This is a genomic window from Streptomyces sp. NPDC008086 (assembly GCF_042957325.1).
Lineage (GTDB): Bacteria > Actinomycetota > Actinomycetes > Streptomycetales > Streptomycetaceae > Streptomyces.
The window spans coordinates 785,496-803,941 of sequence record NZ_JBIBIA010000003.1 but is presented as its reverse complement, the minus strand read 5'-3'; the positions used below and the strand labels follow the sequence as shown (position 1 = coordinate 803,941).

General features: G+C 71.9%; 18 protein-coding genes and 1 pseudogene. 4 read left to right on the top strand and 15 right to left on the bottom strand.

All coding sequences use genetic code 11. The features are described 5' to 3' along the window. Positions 1-21: 21 nt before the first annotated feature. From ACFZBP_RS13825 to ACFZBP_RS13800, 6 genes are all read right to left on the bottom strand, one after another. Positions 22-1,203 (bottom strand): GTP-binding protein, encoded by a 1,182-nt coding sequence (locus ACFZBP_RS13825; RefSeq protein WP_391412859.1) that lies wholly within the window; start codon positions 1,201-1,203, stop codon positions 22-24. 6 nt (positions 1,204-1,209) lie between these two features. After that, the gene (gene rpmF / locus ACFZBP_RS13820; protein ID WP_030052879.1) at positions 1,210-1,380 is read right to left on the bottom strand and encodes a 50S ribosomal protein L32; all 171 of its coding nucleotides are present in this window, start codon (positions 1,378-1,380) and stop codon (positions 1,210-1,212) included. Between the two features lie 110 nt (positions 1,381-1,490). Continuing rightward, complete coding sequence (locus ACFZBP_RS13815; RefSeq protein WP_062715998.1) at positions 1,491-1,898, bottom strand: hypothetical protein; 408 nt, start codon at positions 1,896-1,898, stop codon at positions 1,491-1,493. A gap of 14 nt (positions 1,899-1,912) precedes the next feature. Further along, on the bottom strand, positions 1,913-3,517 hold the full coding sequence (locus tag ACFZBP_RS13810) for a cation acetate symporter (protein WP_391412857.1): 1,605 nt from the start codon (positions 3,515-3,517) through the stop codon (positions 1,913-1,915). Beyond that, positions 3,511-3,960 (bottom strand): DUF485 domain-containing protein, encoded by a 450-nt coding sequence (locus ACFZBP_RS13805; RefSeq protein WP_391412855.1) that lies wholly within the window; start codon positions 3,958-3,960, stop codon positions 3,511-3,513. The genes ACFZBP_RS13810 and ACFZBP_RS13805 overlap by 7 nt, the downstream gene beginning before the upstream one ends. A 291-nt stretch (positions 3,961-4,251) precedes the next feature. Further along, complete coding sequence (locus ACFZBP_RS13800) at positions 4,252-5,478, bottom strand: right-handed parallel beta-helix repeat-containing protein (RefSeq protein ID WP_391412853.1); 1,227 nt, start codon at positions 5,476-5,478, stop codon at positions 4,252-4,254. A gap of 261 nt (positions 5,479-5,739) precedes the next feature. Between ACFZBP_RS13800 and ACFZBP_RS13795 the strand changes: the two genes are divergently transcribed. After that, the gene (locus ACFZBP_RS13795) at positions 5,740-6,231 is read left to right on the top strand and encodes a hypothetical protein (protein WP_062715993.1); all 492 of its coding nucleotides are present in this window, start codon (positions 5,740-5,742) and stop codon (positions 6,229-6,231) included. A gap of 251 nt (positions 6,232-6,482) precedes the next feature. Here the strand turns inward: ACFZBP_RS13795 and ACFZBP_RS13790 are convergent, their stop codons facing one another. From ACFZBP_RS13790 to egtA, 5 genes are all read right to left on the bottom strand, one after another. Further along, positions 6,483-6,698 (bottom strand): dodecin, encoded by a 216-nt coding sequence (locus tag ACFZBP_RS13790; protein WP_383442271.1) that lies wholly within the window; start codon positions 6,696-6,698, stop codon positions 6,483-6,485. A 66-nt stretch (positions 6,699-6,764) separates the two neighbouring features. Then, positions 6,765-7,727, bottom strand: a complete 963-nt coding sequence (gene egtD / locus ACFZBP_RS13785; RefSeq protein ID WP_391412850.1) for an L-histidine N(alpha)-methyltransferase — start codon at positions 7,725-7,727, stop codon at positions 6,765-6,767. Then, on the bottom strand, positions 7,724-8,563 hold the full coding sequence (egtC, locus tag ACFZBP_RS13780; protein WP_391412848.1) for an ergothioneine biosynthesis protein EgtC: 840 nt from the start codon (positions 8,561-8,563) through the stop codon (positions 7,724-7,726). Before egtC ends, egtD begins: the two co-directional genes overlap by 4 nt. Beyond that, positions 8,563-9,882 (bottom strand): ergothioneine biosynthesis protein EgtB, encoded by a 1,320-nt coding sequence (gene egtB / locus ACFZBP_RS13775; protein ID WP_391412846.1) that lies wholly within the window; start codon positions 9,880-9,882, stop codon positions 8,563-8,565. The genes egtC and egtB overlap by 1 nt, the downstream gene beginning before the upstream one ends. Then, complete coding sequence (gene egtA / locus ACFZBP_RS13770) at positions 9,879-11,183, bottom strand: ergothioneine biosynthesis glutamate--cysteine ligase EgtA (protein WP_391412844.1); 1,305 nt, start codon at positions 11,181-11,183, stop codon at positions 9,879-9,881. The genes egtB and egtA overlap by 4 nt, the downstream gene beginning before the upstream one ends. 296 nt (positions 11,184-11,479) lie before the next feature. Between egtA and ACFZBP_RS13765 the strand changes: the two genes are divergently transcribed. Beyond that, on the top strand, positions 11,480-12,322 hold the full coding sequence (locus ACFZBP_RS13765) for a TIGR02452 family protein (RefSeq protein ID WP_383442287.1): 843 nt from the start codon (positions 11,480-11,482) through the stop codon (positions 12,320-12,322). Here the strand turns inward: ACFZBP_RS13765 and ACFZBP_RS13760 are convergent. From ACFZBP_RS13760 to ACFZBP_RS13750, 3 genes and pseudogenes are all read right to left on the bottom strand, one after another. After that, on the bottom strand, positions 12,307-12,753 hold the full coding sequence (locus ACFZBP_RS13760; RefSeq protein ID WP_062715981.1) for a type II toxin-antitoxin system PemK/MazF family toxin: 447 nt from the start codon (positions 12,751-12,753) through the stop codon (positions 12,307-12,309). The genes ACFZBP_RS13765 and ACFZBP_RS13760 overlap by 16 nt on opposite strands. A 64-nt stretch (positions 12,754-12,817) precedes the next feature. After that, positions 12,818-13,588: pseudogene (locus ACFZBP_RS13755) on the bottom strand (flotillin domain-containing protein); the annotation flags it as partial. Between the two features lie 17 nt (positions 13,589-13,605). After that, entirely contained in the window at positions 13,606-15,030 is a 1,425-nt protein-coding gene (locus tag ACFZBP_RS13750; protein ID WP_391412841.1) for an amidase, read from the bottom strand. A 291-nt stretch (positions 15,031-15,321) separates the two neighbouring features. On the opposite strand from ACFZBP_RS13750, the gene ACFZBP_RS13745 reads away from it, so the two are divergent. After that, on the top strand, positions 15,322-16,662 hold the full coding sequence (locus tag ACFZBP_RS13745) for an AbfB domain-containing protein (protein ID WP_391413043.1): 1,341 nt from the start codon (positions 15,322-15,324) through the stop codon (positions 16,660-16,662). Positions 16,663-16,947: 285 nt separating this feature from the next. Next, positions 16,948-17,619: a sigma-70 family RNA polymerase sigma factor gene (locus ACFZBP_RS13740; protein WP_391412838.1), complete on the top strand. Its 672-nt coding sequence runs from the start codon at positions 16,948-16,950 to the stop codon at positions 17,617-17,619. 68 nt (positions 17,620-17,687) lie between these two features. Here ACFZBP_RS13740 and ACFZBP_RS13735 read toward each other — a convergent pair whose 3' ends face one another. Then, positions 17,688-18,434: an SDR family oxidoreductase gene (locus ACFZBP_RS13735; RefSeq protein WP_383442300.1), complete on the bottom strand. Its 747-nt coding sequence runs from the start codon at positions 18,432-18,434 to the stop codon at positions 17,688-17,690. Positions 18,435-18,446 lie beyond the last annotated feature (12 nt).

Sequence of the window (18,446 nt, the reverse complement as noted above, 5' to 3'; positions counted from 1 at the left end):
CAGGCCGGGCCCAAGGGGAACTCAGCGGGCGGACTCCGGGAGCGCGGCCGCCAGCTCGTGGTCGCAGGCGTCGTCGACGCCGTACGTGTCCCAGGCCGGGAAGGGGTCGGCGGCCGGGACGCCCTCGCCGTGCGCCATCAGGCACTGTGCGAGGGCGGCGTGGAGCGCCGGCGCCCGCAGGTGCGTGCCGATGAAGACCAGCTCCTGGGCGTACGGCGCCTCGGCGTCCCGTGCGGCGCTGGGCTCGAAGCGGGCCACGGAACCGGCCTGCGACCACAGCCCCGTCACCCGGGGGCGGCTGGCCAGGGTGAAGAACCCCTTGGAGCGCAGCACCTTCCCGTACGTCCCGCTGTCGAGGTCCTCCGTGACGAAGGTCCACAGCCGCCCGGGGTGGAAGGGCGCCTCGGAGCGGAACACCGTGGACGAGATGCCGTACTCCTCGGTCTCCGGCACGTGGTCGCCGTTCAGTTCCCGCACCCAGCCCGGCGCCTGCTGGGCCCGCTCCAGGTCGAACAGCCGGGTGCCGAGCACCTCCTGGAGCGCCACCTGCCCGTGCACGGCGTCGACGATCCGCGCCGCCGGGTTCAGGCGGGCGAGCGCGGCCCGCAGCCCGTCCGCCGTCTCGGCGTCCACCAGGTCGAGCTTGTTGAGCACGAGGACGTCCGCGAACTCGACCTGGTCGACGAGGAGATCGCTGACGGTGCGCTCGTCGTCCTCGTACTGGTCGAGGCCGCGCTCGACGAGTTCGTCGCCGCTGTCCAGCTCGGTGAGGAAGCCCGCGGCGTCGACGACCGTGACCATGGTGTCCAGGCGGGCGAGGTCGCCGAGGGTGGCTCCGTCGTCGCGGGCGAAGGCGAAGGTGGCCGCGACCGGCATGGGTTCGGAGATGCCGGACGACTCGATGAGCAGATGGTCGAAGCGGCCCTCGCGGGCCAGCCGGTCGACTTCCTCCAGCAGGTCGTCGCGCAGGGTGCAGCAGATGCAGCCGTTGGTCATCTCGACCAGGCGCTCCTCGGTCCGCGACAGCGCGGCCTCGCCGCCGCGCACCAGGGCGGCGTCGATGTTGACCTCGCTCATGTCGTTGACGATCACCGCCACGCGCAGTCCCTCGCGGTTGCCGAGGACATGGTTGAGCAGGGTCGTCTTGCCGGCCCCGAGGAAGCCGGACAGGACGGTGACGGGCAGACGGCGGTCGTACGGCATCGCCGGTCAGCCCTCGGGGCGCAGCAGCCCGCGCTCGTACGCCTTCACCAGGTGCTGCGGCACGAGATGGCTGACGCCTTCGATGGTGACGGGTACGAGCTGCGGGGTGCTCGCCTTCCACTGGGCGCGGCGGTGGCGGGTGTTGCTGCGGGACATCTTCCGCTTGGGGACAGCCATGACGGACCTCCTCGGTGGGTGAACACCGAGGACGCTACATGAAAATGGATCCCATTAACAATTACCGGTGGTATCGCCGTATCGCCGTATCGCCGTACTCCGGCGCGGAGTCAGCGGCGCGAGCGCACCCGGGCGTCCCGAGGCGGCTGGATGAACTGGAGCTCGAGGGTGACGGGCGGCCGGGCGAGGCCCGGTCCGCCCGCGGCGGCCCATTGCACGATCTCCTCCGTGCAGTCGTCGTCCATCGCGAAGCCCACCCAGGTGGCCCGTCCGCCGGCCCGGCGCCCGGCGGCCGACGGCTGGACGACGATCACGTTGGCCTGGTCGCAGGGGCCCAGGCAGTCGGTCGTACGGACCTGGAAGCCGTGCTCGGACCCGGCGGCGCGCAGGCGCTCCAACTGCCAGGCGTGGTCGGTGCCGGGATGCTTGCGGGGGTCACCGCAGCAGCAGCCCCGGCAGACGACGAGGGTGCACGGGCGCTCGCGGGCGGCGCCGATCAGGAACGTACGAGTAGACATGACGAAAGCATGTCCTACTCCTTGGCGCCGACCAGCATCCGGACCTCGAACTCCGCGTAGGCGACATCCCCCTTGGCGCCCCGCCGCTCGCTCAGCACCGTGCCGAGCCAGCCGAGGAGGAAGCCCGCCGGGATGGAGACGATGCCGGGGTTCTGCAGCGGGAACCAGGCGAAGTCGGCGTCCGGGTAGAACGAGCCCGGCATGGAGGAGACCACGGGGGAGAACAGCACCAGCAGGACCGAGCAGACCAGGCCGCCCCAGAGGCTGAGCAGCGCCCCCTCGCCGGTGAAGCGGCGCCAGAACAGGGTGTACACGATCGTCGGCAGGATCGCGGACGCCGCGATGGCGAAGGCGAGGAAGGCGAGCGTCGCGGTGTTGGCGCCCCAGGAGATCAGGGCGAGCATCATGGCGAGGACGCCGATGACGGCGGCGGACAGCCGGGCCACCATCAGTTCCTCGGTCTCGCTCGCGCGGCCCTTGCGGATCACCTCGCCGTACAGGTCGTGGGCGAGGGACGAGGCGGCGGCGAGGGTGAGGCCTGCCGCGACGGCGAGCAGGGTGACGAAGGCGAGGCAGGACAGCAGGGCCGTGAGGATGCCGCCGCCCAGGGCGTTGGCGAGGAGCAGGACCGCGGAGTCGCCCTTGTGGTCGGTCTCCGCGATGGTCTCCCGGCCGACGACCGCCGTGGCGCCGAGGCCGAGGATGCCGGCCGCGAGGCAGACCAGGCCGACCAGGCCGACCGCCCACACCAGGGAGGAGCGCAGCACGTCGACCTTGCGCGGGGCGAGCAGGCGCATCAGGACGTGGGGGAGTGCTGCGAGGCCCAGGACGATCGCGAGTTCCAGACTGAAGAAGTCGAGCTTGCTGGTGGTGCTGACGCCGTAGCGCAGTCCGGGTTCGAGGAACTGGGTGCCGGTGCCGCTGTGGTTCGCGGCGGCGGAGAGCAGGGCGTCGGGGTTCCAGTCGTAGTGGTGCAGCACCATGACGGCGGTGACCGTCACGCCCGCGATGAGCATCACGGCCTTGATGATCTGGATGACGGTGGCGCCCGGCGCCCCGCCGATGGCGGCGTACACGATGACGATGGTGCCGATCACGATCACGCACAGGGTGCGGGTCGCGGCGCTGGGCTCGCCGGTGAACTGGGTCAGCAGGGCCATGCTGCCGACGAGTTGGGCCACCAGGTACAGGGTGGTGATGGCGAGGGTGCACACGGCGAGGGCGAGCCTGGCCGGCCGCTGCAGCCGGGTCAGGCGCAGGGCGAGGGTGTCGCCGAGGGTGTACTTGCCCGCGCGGCGCAGGGGTTCGGCGACGAGGAGCAGCACCATCATCCAGGCGACGACCGTGCCGCCGAGGTACAGCAGCCCGTCGTATCCCGTCAGGGCGACCAGTCCGGTGCTGCCCAGCAGGGTCGCCGCCGAGACGTAGTCGCCGCACATGGCGAGGCCGTTGCGCAGCGGGGACATGGTGCGGTTGCCGAGGTAGAACTCGCTGATCTCGTCGCGCTGAGGGGCCGTCAGCAGCGCCATGAACAGGGTGACCACGACCACCGACAGGAAGAGCACGAACGTCAGGTTCAGGCTGAACCTGTCGACTATGCCCTCGGACACGGTCACCACGTGCGGAACCCCCTGGCGCTGCCCGGCCGGAACGCCTGACCGGCCTCGCCGTTCGGTGCGGCGGTGCGGTGCGAGCCGGTCTCGTGCTGCTCGAGTCGTGAAGCCAGGCCGCGGGCGAGTGGGTCGACCCGGGTGCGCATGTACCGGACGTAGCACCAGGCGGTCACGCCCATCACGGCGAACTGCCCGAGCCCCAGGGTGAGGCCGAGCGTGAGGTTCCCGAGCAGGCGCTGGTTCATCAGGTCGGGGAACGAGTGCGACAGCAGGACGTACAGGAGGAATCCACCTACCGAGAGGAGCGTCGCGCGGACCCCGAAGCGGCGCTGGGCGCGGCGCAAGGAGTGAAATTCGGGGTCTTCGGATATGCGCCGCGACGGCGCGGGTTCGCTATTCGGTGGACTGTATGTGAGCGAATTGTCGTGCCATGGTGAAAAATCGGGCACAGGCGCACCTTCTTTGCTGCGGCATGCCGAACGCACACTGGTGGGTGCGGGCTGGTGAGGGGACGGATGAGGTGACGGCGAAAGTCGGAAGCCGGAGTATGTCAGCGGCCTCTTTGAACAATCAACCGCAGAGGTGAATTTCCGCGCTCCGGTGGCGTGTTCACGCCCCTCGTGATAAGTCCGCGATCTGGCGCGGCCTGCGGGAAAGGGGGATCCGGGAAATAGTACGGACCATTCCTTTCGGCCGGGCTGTCTCAAAGGTGACGCACAGGGACGGCCCGGCCGGGCCGTTCAGAACCGCGCGCCGACGGCTGCGCCGTTGCGGGGTACGAGGAAGGCCGGGGCCTTCGGCAGCGAGCCGTCGGCGGAGCGCGGGCCCGTCAGGGCGCCCGGGTCGGTGCTGAGTACCGAGGCGGCGTTCCAAGTGCCGCCCAGGTTCCATGAGTTGCCGCTCGCCGTCGTCCCCGAGCCGACGGCGGCCGCCCGGCCGTCGGCGACGGACAGGTTGGCGGTGAGGGTGGCGGTGCCGCCCGAGACGTCGGCGTCGAAACCGGTACCGGCGTTGGCCCAGGTCGTGTTGCGGGTCAGGGTCTGCGCGCCGGGATTGCCGTTGTCCGTGACGCCGTGCGCGGCGTTCTTGTACGCGATCGAGTTGCGCAGGGTGTGCCCCACCGCCGGGGCCGGGGTGCCGCCGCCCATCTTGAAGCCGTTGCCGTCGCCCGCGAAGTCCGGGAAGTTCCAGCGGTTGAAACCGTTGCCGTACGCGACCGTGTTCTCGATCAGAATCGGTGAGGCGAACTTCCACGCGTCGAACCCGTCGTCCACGTTGTTCCACAATCGGGCGCCCCGCACCACATTGCCGGTACCGCTGCCCTCCTTGACGGCCAGCCCGTCGGCGCTCTCACCGTTCTTGCGCGGGTCGCGGTTGCCGTAACTGTCCAGATTCAGGATCTGGTTGTCACTGGAGGACCCCTGGAGCTGGAAACCGGATTCGTAGTTGTCGTGTGTGGAAAGCCTGGAGAAGATGTTGCTGTCGCAGCCGTCGCAGTAGATCCCGTACGGGCCGTTCACGATCTCGAGGCCAAAGATCCGCCAGTGCGAGGCCTCCATGTGGATCGCCCCGCGCTCGGCCCGGGGAATGCTGCCGCCGACAGGCGTGTGACTGGCGGGCAGCCGCTCGCCGTCCACCACCACGCGCTCGCCCTGGTAGGCGCCCAGGCTGATGGGCTGGGAAGCGGTGCCCGACGTGGCGATGGTGATGTTGTCGGTCAGGGCGTACGTGCCGCCGCGTACGGCGATGACGTCGCCGGGCCGGGCCAGGTCCACGGCCCGCTGGATGGTCCGCAGCGGCTGGGCCAGGGTGCCCGGCGCCGAGTCGTTCCCGTCGCTCGCCACCACCAGGGTCGTCGCGGCGGACGCCTCACCCGTCGGCGCGAGCGCGGTCACCAGCACCGCTCCCACCACCGCCACCGCCGTCCGGATCGCCGTACGCCGCATACCGCTCGCCATGCCGCCCATCGGGGCCTCCCGCCTGTCGTCCGCGTGCGCTGTCGCACAGCAGTGGCCGCCCGGCGTGCGGAGGTTGCCGGGGTGCGGGGCCGGACGGCGCCCAGGGTGTCCGCACCCCCCTTCGCCACGCCGCCGCCCGGCCGCCGAGAGCTCCCTCCGCCGCCCTCGAACCGCGCCGCGCACAGCTCGGTCGGGAGACGCCCCTCGATGCCGCAGCGCCCGCCTTCCGGGCGGACGGCGGGCCTGAGCGGCACCCCCTAGGGTGAGTGTGTGACCGACAACAGCGCACGCCCGCTCGCCGTGTTCGACCTGGACAACACCCTCGCCGACACGGCGCACCGGCAGCACTTCCTGGAGGGCAGGCCGCGCGACTGGAACGGGTTCTTCGCGGCCGCGCCGCAGGACCCGCCCCTCGCGGAGGGCATCGCGCTGGTGCTGGAGAGCGCGAAGGAGTGCGAGGTCCGCTATCTGACCGGGCGGCCCGAGCGCTGCCGACGGGACACGCTGGAGTGGCTCGCCGCGCAGGGGCTGCCGGAGGGGCGCGTGTACATGCGGCGCAACGACGACCGGCGGCCCGCCCGGCGCACCAAGCTGGAGATCCTCGCCCGCCTCGCCCGCACCCGGGAGATCCGGGTCCTGGTCGACGACGACGAACTGGTCTGCGAGGACGCCGAGCGGGCCGGTTTCACGGTCGTACGGGCGCGCTGGACCGCCCCCTCCGCCGCGCTGAAGGAGGCGCAGGAGCGGGAGGGGCGGACCTGAGAACCGGACCCGGCGGGCTGCCGGGATCCTCCCCGGCGCGCTGGGCCCCTGTCGTCAAATTCCCGCCTGCCGCGCGGCGCCATGCACGCTCCCCCACTGCCTCAAGGGCGTGGGAGGTGCCCCCACTCGCCGCACCGGGCGCAGACCCACGTACAACCAGTACGAGGGTCTGCGCCCGGCACGCCGAGAGCACGCACCTGGCTCCGCGCGGCCCGCCCTTCGGGCGGACGACGCGGATTTGACGACAGGGCCTAGCCGGCGTCGTCCAAACGGAAGCCGACCTTCATGGTCACCTGCCAGTGCGCGATCTGCCCCTCCTCGAGCTGGCCGCGCACCTCGGTCACCTCGAACCAGTCCAGGTTGCGCAAGGTCTGCGAGGCGCGCTCGATCCCGTTGCGGATGGCCTGGTCCACGCCGTCCGGCGAGGTGCCGACGATATCGGTGACCCGGTAGGTGTGGTTCGACATGTGGGTGCTCCTCTCACACGCGTCACTCCACGGTGCCCCAAGGCGGGGCGACGCGCGAGCCGTCCGTCAGCGCGCCACGCTCAGTGACAGCGCGAACCGGCCCGCACGGTCCGTCCACCAGTGCGCCAGCTCCAGCCCGGCCGCCGCCAGTTCCGCGCGGACACCGTCCCGGCGGAACTTCGCCGACACCTCGGTGCGCATCTCCTCGCCCACCGCGAAGTCCACGGCGAGACCGAGCGCCGGCACCTTCACCGTCTGCGCCGTACCGGAGCGCAGCCGCATCTCGATCCACTCGTGGTCCGCGTCCCAGAGCGCCACGTGCTCGAACGAGCCCGGATCGAAGTCGGCGCCCAACTCGCGGTTGATCACGGTCAGTACGTTCTTGTTGAACGCGGCCGTCACCCCGGCCGCGTCGTCGTACGCCTCGACCAGCACCCGTTCGTCCTTCACCAGGTCCGTGCCGAGCAGCAGCGCGTCACCGGGGGAGAGCAGGGCACGGACGGAGGCGAGGAACGCGGCGCGCTCGGCCGGCAGCAGGTTGCCGATGGTGCCGCCGAGGAACGCCACCAGCCTGGGGCCTGGCGTGTCCGGCAGGGCAAGCCCGCCGGTGAAGTCGGCGATCAGGGCGTGCACGGCCAGCCCCGGACGCTCCCCGACCAGCGCCTGCCCGGCCTGGGTGAGCGCGCTCTCGCTGACGTCGACCGGGACGTACGTGTGCAGCCCGGTCAGCGCGTCGATGACGTACCGCGTCTTCTCCGAGGAGCCGGAGCCCAGCTCGACGAGGGTGCGGGCGCCCGTGGCCGCGGCGATCTCGCCGGCCCGGTCGACGAGGATCTCGCGCTCGGCGCGCGTCGGGTAGTACTCGGGCAACTCGGTGATCTTCTCGAAGAGTTCGCTGCCCTGCGCGTCGTAGAACCACTTCGGCGGCAGCGTCTTCGGCGTGCTCGTCAGACCCTCGAGGACGTCGGCGCGCAGCGCGGCGTCGGTGGCGTCCTCCGGAAGGGTGCGGGTGACCAGGAACGGACTCACGTGCGGGGCTCCTTCGGTCGTGCGGGTGCCAGGGCGTCGCCCGGATCCTTCAGCGGGGTGAGCAGCACATCGGTGCGGCTCGCCGCGAGGAGGGTGCGGTCGGGGACCTCCTGCCAGTGCGGATCGTCGTCGTAGGGCTCGGAGGCCACGACGGTGCCGCCGCCGGGCCGGATCAGGTACCACAGGGTGTCGCCCCAGGCGGTCGCGGTGATCGTCTCGCCGTTGGTGAGCAGCAGGTTCAGCCGGGAGCCGGGGGCGGCCTCGGCGACCTCCAGCACCGTGTCGGCCAGCGCCTGCCCCTCGTCTTGAATTGCCGTACGCCTCCGGGGCGCCTCAGCCTGCGGCTCACTTGTGTCGCCGCCGCGCAGCCGCGCGAGGACCAGCGCCCACACGAGCGCCGAGTCGTTGCGGGCCTCCATCGACAGCAGGTCCACCGCGGGCAGGGTCGGCACGAGCGGCGCCAGGGAGTCCGGCCAGCCCTTCACGGCGCCGTTGTGGCTGAACAGCCAGGGACCCGCGGCGAACGGCGCCGCCGCGGCCTCGGCGTCGGCGCCCGACAGGGTCGCGTCCCGTACGGCGGCGAGCAGCGCGGTGGAGCGCACCACCCGGGCCAGATCGGCGAAGGACAGGTCCGCCCAGATGGGCCCGGCCCGGCGGTACCGCGCCGGCACCGGATCGCCCTCGGCGTACCAACCGACCCCGAAACCGTCGGCGTTGACCGTCCCGTGCCGCTGCCGCCGAGGCGCCCACGACTGGCGGTACAGGGCGTGCGGGGGCTCCGCGAGAAGCTTGCCGAGCGGCTCCTCGGGGCCCACATAGGCCACATGACGGCACATCAGGCGTCCCCCGCGGTGCGGGCCGTGCGGAACCCGGAGAAGATCTGCCGGCGTATCGGGTAGTCCCAGTTGCGGAAGGTGCCCCGGCAGGCCACCGCGTCCACGGCGAACGAACCGCCGCGCAGCACCTTGTACTCGGGGCCGAAGAACACCTCCGAGTACTCCTTGTACGGGAACGCCTGGAACCCCGGGTACGGCAGGAAGTCGCTCGCCGTCCACTCCCACACGTCACCGATCAACTGCCGTACGCCGAGCGGCGATTCGCCCTCCGGGTAGCTGCCCGCCGGGGCCGGCCGCAGATGCCGCTGACCGAGGTTGGCGTGCTCGGGGGCGGGGTCGGCGTCGCCCCACGGGTAGCGCATCGAGCGGTCGCCGGCCGGGTCGTGGCGGGCGGCCTTCTCCCACTCGGCCTCCGTGGGCAGCCGGCGCCCGGCCCAGCGGGCGTAGGCGTCGGCCTCGTACCAGCACACGTGCAGCACGGGCTCGTCGGGCGGCACCACTTCGGTGACACCGAAGCGGCGCCTGAGCCACTGCCTGCCGTCCCGGCGCCAGAACAGCGGGGCGTGGATCGAGTGCTGCCGGATGTGCGCCCAGCCCTCCGGCGTCCACCAGCGGTCGTCGTCGTAACCGCCGTCGTCGATGAACGCCTGGTACGCGGCGTTCGTCACCGGGGCGGTGTCGATGTGGAACGCGGGCACCTCGCGCCGGTGCGCCGGACGTTCGTTGTCCAGCGCCCACGGCTCGGTCGAGGTGCCCATGGTGAACGGACCGCCGGGGACCAGCACTTCCGACGGCCCCGTGAGCAGGGGCGCCGGCTCCGGGTCCGGGGCGTGCAGGGCCTGCGGGCCCTTGCGGAGCTGATGGGTGATCAGCATCGTCTCGTCGTGCTGCTGCTCGTGCTGGGCGATCATCCCGAAGGCGAAGCCCGCCTCGGTCAGCCGCGTCCCGTGGAACGCGGTGCTCTCCAGCAGGTCCAGGACCCGGCCGCGCACCTCGGACGCGTAGTGCCGGGCCTCGGTCGGCGGCAGCAGCGGCAGCGAGGGGCGCTCGGCACGCGGATGCTCGAAGGCGTCGTAGATGCCGTCGATCTCCGGCCGCATCGCGTCCCGTCCGGCGACCGTCCTCAGCAACCACTGCTCCTCCTGGTTGCCGATGTGCGCGAGGTCCCACACCAGCGGGGACATCAGCGGGGAGTGCTGGGCGGTCAGGTCGGGGTCCTCGACGCAACTGGTCAGCAAGGTGGTGCGGGCACGGGCGGTGGTCAGCGTGGTCAGAGCCCGCTCGCGGAGCGTCTCGGCGTCGTGGGCGGGGTCGGTCATGTCCGGTCGTCCTTCCCGTGCAGGGTGCGTTCCGTGCCGTAGAGCTCGTCCAGCAGGTCGTCGGCCGGGCAGCGGCCCCGGCTGACATAGCGGTCCCGGTACGCCGCCACCGCGTCGATGACCTCGGTCGTCGCTCCGAGCCGGGGCAGCGCCCCAAGGGCCGCCGCGAAGCAGATGTCCGCCACCTCCCGCAGCTCGGCGTCGGCGAGCCCCGAGCGGGCCGCGTCGATCCACAGCGGGTTGTGCGGCGCGGGCAGCGACAGCGCGCGCTCGGCCAACGGCTTCACCGCGCGGTACGCGGTCTCGGCGGCCTCCGGATCGTCGAACAGCGCGGCCGTCACGGCCAGCGGCACGATCCAGCCGTCCTCGCCCGGCTGCGCGTCGATCATGCGCAGCTCCAGATGGCCACGGGGTCTGACCGGCGGGAACAACGTCGTGAGGTGGTAGTCGAGATCCTCCTGCGTCGGCGGCCTCGGCGCCCCCGACCGGGTCCACTCCCGGAACGTCAGCCCGTCCGGGACGTCCCACGGGCCGGCGTCGCGCCGTACGCACATCACCGGCGCGTCCAGCACGTGCCGCGCCCAGGTGGCCCGCGGATCGCCGTCCAGCGGGGGTGCGCCCGCGCGGCCCGCGCCGATCTCCATCCACAGCAGCTGCCGGGTGGAGAGCCAGCCCGTGGGCTCACGCCCGGCCAGCGGCGAGTTCGCGAAGGCGGCGACCAGGACCGCGCCCAACTGGTGCGCCAGCCACCAGCGCCGTCCGTGCCCGAGCGGGCCCGGCTCCTCGTACCCGGAGTCCAGGCACACCTGCACGGAGGCCGAGGTGCACATCATGGCGCGGCCGGCCGGACCCGCCCGGTCCAGGCAGGCCTCCATCGCGTCGTAGCGCGGCTGGCGCAGGAACCGGCGGGGCGGGTGCCAGGGGTCGTTGCCGAGGCCGACCAGCCCGAGACCGTGCTCGCGCAGTACCGCGCGGGCGGCGTCCAGGTCGGCGGAGACGGTACCGATGCACTCCATCAGGGAGGCGGCGGGCGGCGAGCTCAGTTCCAGCTGGCCACCGGGCTCAACGGTGAGCGCCGACCTCAGGGGCACGGTCCGTAGTGCGGCGTAGGCCGCTTCGAGTCGTTCGGGTGTCACGGGGAGCCGCGGGCCGCGCAGCTCATGGACGAGCCATTCCACTTCGACCCCGAGGGTGCGGGGCGGCCCGGTCTTGAAGCAGATGCCCCTGACCAGGGCCTCCACCTCGGCTTCGGCGACTGGGATACGGGGCTGCTCCGTACAGTCGCTCACCGAATCTGACATGTCGGGATCCTCCTGAGAGTCCGCGATGCCTCCCGGCCCGGATCTTGTGGGCGGGCCGGCACACTCGTCCCACCCAAGACCCTCGCGTCGCTTCGCACAAGGGTGCGTACCGGCACGTTCCGGGTCGGTAACCTCCGCTCTCCGGCCGTTGGCAGGGGATTTCCCGGCCGTTCGCGTCTACCGCGGGACCGGGAAACTCCGTTGCACCGCATCACCAGCATCACCCAGGATCGATGCATGAGCACGACGGGGGAGATCGCGCGGAGCGCGTTCATGGCGCGCACGGGGGTGGCGCCATGAGCGCGCGTCTTCGCGGTGTCGCACAGCAGACGGAGCAGATCGTCGCGGCGGGGGCATACCGCGCGTCCGACGGGCGCGAGGTGTCGATCGCGGCCGCCGTCGCCGCCGCCCGGGAAGGCACCCGGATGTACGGGCCGGACCCGGTGCCGGTCCGGCGGACCTCCGACGCCGAGACGTTCTTCGAGGTCACCGGCGAGAGCAGCCTGGAGGCGGCTCGCCGACTCGGCGACGGCACGGCCGTACTGAACTTCGCCTCGGCCCGCAATCCGGGCGGCGGTTTCCTGAACGGCGCCCAGGCCCAGGAGGAGGCCCTGTGCCGCGCCTCGGCGCTGTACACCTGCCTGCTGGAGGCCCGCGCGTTCTACGACCACCACCGCGCCCACCGCGACCCGTTCTACACGGACCGCGTCATCCACTCACCCGGCGTGCCCGTCTTCCGCGACGACCGAGGCCGGCTGCTGGACGAGCCGTACCCGGTCGGCTTCCTGACCTCGGCCGCGCCCAACGCGGGTGTCGTACGGCGTACGGCCCCGCAGCGCACGGCCGAGCTGCCGCACGCGCTGGCCGTACGGGCCGAGCGGGTACTGGAGACGGCCGTGGCGCACGGGTACCGGCGACTGGTGCTGGGCGCCTGGGGCTGCGGAGTGTTCCAGAACGACCCGGCGCAGGTCGCGGGCGCCTTCCGGGCGCTTCTCGCGCCCGGCGGACGGTTCGCCGGGGCCTTCGATCACGTGGTGTTCGGCATCCTGGACCGCACGCCGGACAGTCCCGTGCGCACCGCGTTCGTACAGGCGTTCCCTCAGGGTCGGCCCCAGCCGCGGCGTCAGGTCCAGCCGTAGCGTTCGTGCAGCCGGTGCCGGACCAGGTTGAACCGCCCGCGGTCCAGGGCGCAGGCCTCCCGGCGCATGCCCTGCTCGTGCAGGCGCAGGATGCGGTCCACGTCCACCCAGGAGTCGCGGCCCGTCCGGTCCCACGGCCCGCTGCCGATGGCCACCCACTCACGGTCCCCGTCATGACGCTTGCTGGACAGCTGCACGGCGAGGAAGGTGCCGCCGGGCTCGCGGGCGACGACGAGCACCGGGCGGTCCTTGCCCCTGCCGTCGTTCTCTTCGAAGGGAACCCACGTCCAGACGATCTCCCCCGGGTCGGGGTCGCCGTCGTGCGCGGGCGAGTACTCGGTGCGGACCTTGCCGACGGCACGGGGGTCGGCCTCGGTGGTGGCGGTGGGGCCGTGGCGGCCCGGGACGTTCTCGTCGGTAAGCGTGCTCACGGGGGCACCCTAGGGGCTGCCCCCGTGAGCTGTGCGTGAAGGGTCACCGAAGAGGCGTGGAGCCTCACTTCTCGTCCACGGACACCTTCTGCGCGAGCCCGTTCAGCGGGGACTCCTTCGGCGCCTGTCCGTTCTGCTGCATCGACGCCAGGAGCTGACGCGCGAGGCCGAGACCCGTGCCGCCCATGGTGAGCGCCTTGGCGAACATGTCCGCCATGCCGTCGGCGCCGTTGAGCAGCACCATGTTGTCGACATTGCCGAAGGCGGACGCGCCGGCCCGGACGATCTCCGGCCAGTTCTCGGCGAGTTGCTGGGCGACGACGGCCTCCTGGTTCTCCGCGAGGGCGGCGGCCCGGGCCTTGATGGCCTCAGCCTCGGCGAGGCCCCTGGCCCGGGTCGCCTCGGCCTGCGCGAGGCCCTTGGCCTGAGCGGCCGCGGCTTCCGCCTCACCGGTGGCCCGGGTCGCCGCGGCCGTCGCCGTGCCGCGCGTCTTCGTCGCCTCCGCCTCGGCGCCCGCGGCCGCCTTGACCCGGGTCGCCTCGGCGGCGGCCGCCAGTTCCGTCTCCTTCGCCTTGGCCTGCGCCGCCGAGATCCGCGCGTCGCGCTCGGCCTCGGCCAGGGTGCGCTTCTCGTAGGCCTTGGCGTCCGCGGGCTTGCGGACATCGGCCTGAAGCTGCTGCTCGCGCCGGTGCGCCTCCAGTTCGGCGACCCGGGTCTCCTGGACGACGACCTCCTGCCGGGCGGCCGCGTCGGCGAGCGGACCGGCCTGCCGGGCCTTGGCACCCGCCTTGTCCCGCTCGGCCTGATAGCCCGCCTGGAGGGCCTGTCCGTCGCGCCGTCGGCCGTGCCGGCTCAGACGACGGGGGTCGGCACCGTCTCGCCCTGCTGCGGCGGCCACAGTTCGTGCCAGCGCAGGTCCGCCTCCAACTGCGCGGCCAGCGAGATCAGCAGCGGCTCGCTGTTCGCCGGGCCGAGCAGCTGGGCGCCGACGGGCAGCCCGTCCACGAACCCGGCGGGGACGTTGACGCCGGGCCAGCCCAGCACGTTCCATGGCCAGGCGTAGGGGCAGGCGGCGATCATCGCGCGGTCGGTGGCGAATCCGCCGAGTTCGAGCATCGCGCCGATGCGGGGCGGGGGAGCGGCCGTGGTGGGCGCGAGGACCACGTCGTACGACTCGTAGAACGCGCCGATACGACGGTGCAGCACCGCCTCCGCGCGTCGGGCCGCCCGCAGCGGGGCCCCGCGCAGGAGCCGGCCCAGCCGGGCGGAGCCGCGGGTGCGCCGGTCGAGCAGGTCGGGGAAGGGTGCGTCGTTCGCCCACTCGGCGATACCGACCGTCGCACGCGGCACGAAGGTCAGCCCGATCTGGCCGTACGGCGGATCGGCCTCCTCGACCAAGTGCCCCAACGCGCCCAGTTTCTCGGCGAGTCGGACCACCCTGGCCCGCACCTCCGGCTGGAGCCGGGCGGGCACGGCGGTGAAGGGCGGCTTGAGGGAGAGCGCGACGCGCAGTCGGCCGGGGTCGCGGCCCACGGCCTCGGAGGCGGTGACCGCCGGCGGGCGGTGCGGGTCGAATTCGTGGTTGCCGGCCGCCGCGTCCAGCAGGAGGGCGGCGTCGGCCACCGTACGGGCGAGGGTGCCGTTGACGGTGATGCCCTGGAAGGATTCGCCGCGCGGCCAGGTGGAGATGCGGCCGCGCTGCGGCTTGATGCCGATCAGATGCGTCCAGGAGGCCGGGATCCGTACCGAACCGGCGCCGTCGGAGCCGAGCGCGGCGGGCACCAGACCGGCGGCGACGGCCGCCGCCGAACCGCCGGACGAGCCGCCCGGAGTGTGGTCCGGGTGCCAGGGATTGCGGGTCGCGCCGAAGGCGGGGCCCTCGGTGAACGGCCACTGCCCCAGCTCACACGTGTTGGTCTTGCCGATGATCACCGCGCCGGCCGCGCGCAGCCGTCGTACCGCCTCGCCGTCCTCGGCGACGGGCGGGAACTCACCGCGACAGCCGAACGCGGTCGGCTCACCCGCCACGTCCATGTCGTCCTTCACCGCGACCGGCACGCCCAGCAGCGGCTTACGGACCCCGGCGGCCAGCTCCACGTCGGCGGCCTTCGCCTCGGCGAGGGCGGCCTCGGCGCGGACCACCCGGAAGGCGTTGAGGGACTCCTGGGTCGCCTCGATCCGCGCCAGTGCCTCCGCGACGAGCCCCCGCGACGTCACCTCCCCGGAAGCCAGCGCTCGGGCGGACTCGGCGAGGCCTGCGGCACGGTCGGATGTCATACGGAGCACCTCCGGGACGACACTGTCTACCGAACGGTAACCTCCAGGGGGCGGCTGCGGAACGGTTTCGCCCGGTGCGGCTCCCAGGTTCACCACAGGTTTCCCCCAGGTCCCACTTCGCGCTGCGCAAACCATTGACGGCCCCGGTCCTCACCCCTACTTTCTGATCGAATTTCCGAACTGCGTTCGACATTCCGAACAAGTCTATGGGTATGTCGAGCGAATGCCGAGGGAGAGCCGCCCGTGACCAGACACCCCCACATCCCGTCCCGCCGCACTCTGCTGCGTGCGATGGCCGTCCTGCCCGCCTCGGCCCTGGTCCTGGGCGAGGCCCCCGGCCTGCTCGGCACGGCGCTGGCGGCCGCACCGCCGAGCGGCTCGGCCACGCGCTACACCATCGTGCCGTTCCTGAACAGCGACGACGGCACCGTGAACGTCTACCAGTCGGACGACGCCACCGACTTCCGGCTGGCCAGGGCCTCCGCGTACACGCCGCCGAGCAACCGGATCCGCGACGCGAGCATCTTCAAGCACAGCAACGGCTTCTACTACATCACCTACACGACCCACACCTGGCAGGACACCAGCACCACCATCGGCTTCGCCCGCAGCACCGACCGGGTCAACTGGACGTTCCTGTACGACTACACGGTCCCCATCGCGAACCTCTCCCGGGCCTGGGCGCCGGAGTGGTTCGTCGACAGCGACGGCAGCGTCAACGTCATCGTGTCCTGCTCGACCACCAACGACGAGTGGATCTTCACGCCGTATCTGCTGAGGGCGACGAACTCGGCGCTGACGGCGTGGAGTTCACCGGTGGCGCTGTCCGGCATCGGCGCCAACCACATCGACACCTTCCTCGTGAAGATCGGCTCGACCTACCACGCCTTCACGAAGAACGAGACGACGAAGTACATCGAGTACGCGACGGCGTCCAACCTCACCGGCCCCTACACGATCTCCCGCACCGGAAACTGGGCGGGCTGGGGCAGCTACCGCGAGGGTCCCGCGCTGGTCCAGCTCGACAACGGCGCCTGGCGGCTCTTCTTCGACGGCTACGGCGACGGCAACTACTACTACAGCGACAGCTACGACACCTTCGCCACCTGGTCGGCCCCGGCCGCCCTGCCCGCGGTCTCCGGCACGGCCCGCCACTTCACCGTCATCAAGGAGACCGTCTCGGGCGGCCCCGCCCTGGCCAGGAACGTCACCCGGTCCTTCCAGTCGGCCAACTACACCACCCGCCACTGGCAGGTGCAGTCCTCCCTGCTCAACCTGCCCGTGGTCACCGGTTCCAGCACGACCGCCGAGAAGCAGGCCGCCACGTTCACGGTCGTCGCCGGCCTCGCCGACGCGAACGGCTACTCCTTCCGTGACTCCTCCGGCAGGTATCTGCGCCACTGGGACTTCCGGGCCCGCTTCGACACCAACGACGGCACGTCGACCTTCGCCAAGGACGCCACGTTCGTCGCCCGCACCGGCACGACGAGCGGCTCGGTCCGCTTCGAGTCGTACAACTACCCCGGGTACTACCTGCGGCACTACAACTACGAGCTGCGGGTGGAACGGTCGAACGGGACGGATCTCTTCCGGCAGGACAGTTCTTTCGTGCCGGTGACCGCCTGGGCCTGAGCCTCCGGGCAAGTACGCGACATCCAGCAGATACCGTCGTTCGTCGAGCGGTTCCGCGATCGGCGCCGCGTCGTCAGCGCCAGCCATACCGCACCCTCTCTCCCGCAAGGGAGACCGGACAGGCGCCGCCACGGCGACGCGGCCCACGTCGGCCCGGCCACGCACCGGCCACGCGGACCACGGGGTCGCCTACGGCATCCCAAGGGCGCGGTCGCCCGCATCCCGGCGCGATGTTGGTTCGGGCCGCCTTTCAGGCCGCCGACCCACGAAGCGGAGGAGCCGGTCGTGAACACGTATCTGGTCGAAGCCGTGCGGGATCCGGACCCGGCGGGCACGGGTGCCGCCTCCGCGGCCATGGGCGCGGCCGACGAGGCGACGGCGGTGTTCGTCCAGGCCAGACCCGGACTGCTCAGGATCGCCCACCGGATCGTCCAAGACGCCGGCGAGGCGGAGGACGTGCTCCAGGAGACCTGGCTCCGATGGCAGCGTACGGACCGCACGGTCGTCCTGAACCCGTCGGCTCTGCTCAGGACGACCACCGTCCGGCTGGCCCTCAACCTCGTCCAGTGCGCCTGGAAACGCCGCGAATCCTGTGCGAGCCCCTGGCTCCCCGAACCGCTGGACGTCGACGCCACCCCGGAAGCGGTCGCCGAGCGGCACGACGCCGTGGAGCGGTCGGTTCGCCTGCTGATGGAGACGCTGACGCCGACCCAACGGGCCGCGTACGTGCTGCGGGAGGGGTTCGGCTACCCGTACGACCGCATCGCCGAGCTCCTGGGCATCGGCGTGGCCAACGCCAGGCAGCAGGTCTCCCGCGCCCAGGACCGCCTCACCGCGCACCGGGTCCGCCGGCCGGTGGACGCGGTCGCGCACCGACGGCTGGTGCAGGCCTTCCTCGCAGCCGCCCGGTCCGGTGACCTCGCGCCCCTGGAAGCGGTGCTGTCACCTGGTCGCTGAGTCGCTGAGTCGCTGACATCCGTCGCGGCCCCTGCCCGTCCCACACGGGCAGGGGCCGCGACGCCCGTCTACCCCTGCTGCGCGAGCCAGTCCGACAGCTTGGTCTTCGCGATCTGCGCGTCCGGCCCCGGCAGGAGCGTGGTCTCCTGCAGCACGGCTCCGGAGTACGGGGCCCGCGGGTCCGTGACGACCGTGCGCGGGTCGTCGTGGTCGGCGAGCGTCTTGCGGATGAGCTCGTCGAGCTGGAACACGTCGGGACCCGCGACCTCCACCACGCCGTTGACCGGCGAGCCGACCGCGGTGCGGCCTACGGCCGCGGCCACGTCGTCGGAGTACATGGGCTGGAACTTCGCCGGGGCCAGCCGCACGGTGTCGCCGTCGGTCGAGATGTCCGCGATCCCCTTGATGAACTCGAAGAACTGGGTGGCGTGGACGATGGAGTAGGGCATGCCGGACTCCTTGATCAGGTCCTCCTGGGCCTGCTTGGCCCGGAAGTACCCGCTCTCCTGGAGACGGTCGGTGCCGACCACGGACAGCGCCACATGATGGGCCACCCCGGCGTCGGCCTCCGCCTTGAGGAGGTTCGCCGTGGAGGTCCGGAAGAAGTTCATCACGGCGTCGTCCTCCCACGAGGGAGAGTTGGACACGTCGACCACGACCGACGCGCCCTCCAGGACCTCGGCGAGCCCCTCGCCCGTCAGGGTGTTGACGCCGGTGTTGGGCGCGGCCGCGACGGCCTCGTGCCCGTGCTCGTCGAGCTTGCCGACCAGTTTCGAGCCGATGAGCCCGGTTCCACCGATCACTACGACCTTCATGACGGATTCCTC